We start from the raw sequence: 1,916 nt of genomic DNA on the forward strand, positions 1-1,916 counted from the left end.
TCCCCTGCTCAAACCCATCAGGAGCTGAAAACTTGGCAACAACCTGAACATGAATCGGCTCAAAGTTGCTGAAAGCTGGAAAAAGTTTTCCGCAATCAAATTAATTGCACCTGTGATGTATAGCCAAAGGCAGAAAGCAGAAGATTGATTATTGAGATTCCGTGGTTTGAGCCTTTCAATATGTCCTAACCTTTGTGGCTACCGCTATCAATAAAAAACTTAAGATCATCAGGGTTTCAAGTTTTTTGGCTCGGCACTGAAACTATTATTATTCCCTTTCTGAAGTAGGGAGCATGTCACTTTTTTGCAGGTCATTGCCAACGTAACTTTCATCTAAGATGTTCCCGAAGGTAGTGGAGTGAAGCAATCGCAAAATCTCTCACTCAGAAGAAAATAATGGAATTGCTTCGTCGTTCTTCCACCCTGCGGGGAGCAAGCTACACAATAACAGTTATTCTTTTGTTGAAAAATAAAAACTGGGATGCACCCCTTAAGTAGAATCTAAGAAATATAATTTTAGGAGATAAATATAAATATCATGGCTACAATAGAAGGAACTGATGGAAACGACTTTTTGCTCATCCCTAGAGGTAATTCAGAAGATAATTTAGTTCTCGCTTATGGAGGAGACGATAATATCATCGCTCGTAGCGGAAACGATACCTTAGTTGGTTTTGCCAACAATGACTTCATCAAAGGGGCCGCCGGGGATGACCTGATCTTTGGAGATAGGGACGGAGTTTCCAATGGTAACGACCAACTCTTGGGCAATGCTGGCAGTGACACCATCTACGGGGGTGATGGTGATGACCAAATCATAGGAGATAGTTCTCGTGACAATGGTAATGACGAGCTCTTCGGTGAGGGCGGTAATGATTTTCTCGCCGGGGGAAATGGCTCGGATACACTGGATGGCGGGGAAGGCAATGACACCCAAATCGGTGGCAGAGGCGATGACATTCTCGATGGGGGCGAAGGCGACGACCAGCTATTAGATAACGAGGGTGATGACCTACACTTCGGGGGGGATGGCAACGACAGCCTTTTTGGGAGCGATGGCAATGACACCCAAATAGGCGGCAGAGGCGATGACGATATTGATGGTGGTGCAGACAATGACCAACTATTCGGTGAAGAAGACAATGACAATATAGGAGGAGGCAGCGGTGACGATAGTCTTTGGGGTGGCAGCAACAATAGTTCTCCTAGCGGTGATGACAACCTTGATGGTGAAACAGGCAATGACCAACTATTCGGTGAAGATGGCAATGACAATCTCAACGGGGGTGAAGGCTTTGACACTGTCAACGGGGGTGAAGGCAATGACATTCTCATGGGAGGTACTGGCGGTTTAGGAGTTGTTGAGGTTGATATCTTAGTCGGTGGTGATGATGAAGACACCTTTGTGCTTGGCGACGAGAGTAGTGTTTTCTATAGCGGCAATACTAATGGTGACATTGCAGTCATTCAGGATTTTCAGGTAAATGTAGATATAATCCGACTCAATGCAGATGATCTAGGGGGTTATGGTTTTGGCAATGATGCTGGTAACAATGGCTTGCTTTTGTTTAATGACGATATAATTGCTACTTTTGTAGGGGTTGATATTGGCTCTATTTTAAACGCTCCCTCTTTTGAATTCATTTCCTAAGGGTTTTCAATACTTGATCCTCGCTCAAGGTGGGGATTAAATAACAAAAGGGGTTAGCACTCAGCACTCAGCAAGATTATTTTTCTAAAGTTATTAAGGGAATTTCAACGTAGAATTTGTTCATCGGAACAAAGGGTATTTCCAGTCCCTAATATCAAATCCGCTTGAATACTTATTGTATAGTTCGGGGAGTAAGGGGGGTGGGAAGTGTTTCACAGGGGTAGGTTTTTTACCTTTGATCTAAAAGAAGTGTGGGGAGAGGGGG

1 protein-coding gene is annotated in these 1,916 nt (G+C 44.1%); it reads left to right on the plus strand.

Translation table 11 applies throughout. The features are described 5' to 3' along the window. Positions 1-538: 538 nt before the first annotated feature. Positions 539-1,651, plus strand: coding sequence for a calcium-binding protein (locus ACP6PM_RS14680; RefSeq protein ID WP_426585807.1), 1,113 nt, complete (start codon positions 539-541; stop codon positions 1,649-1,651). The last annotated feature ends 265 nt before the right edge of the window (positions 1,652-1,916 follow it).

It is taken from the genome of Dapis brunnea BLCC-M229 (genome assembly GCF_050015995.1).
GTDB lineage: Bacteria > Cyanobacteriota > Cyanobacteriia > Cyanobacteriales > Microcoleaceae > Trichodesmium.

Excerpts from the sequence above, each read along its gene's own strand:
- ACP6PM_RS14680 (WP_426585807.1), top strand. The coding sequence starts at position 539 with ATGGCTACAATAGAAGGAACTGATGGAAACGACTTTTTGCTCATCCCT.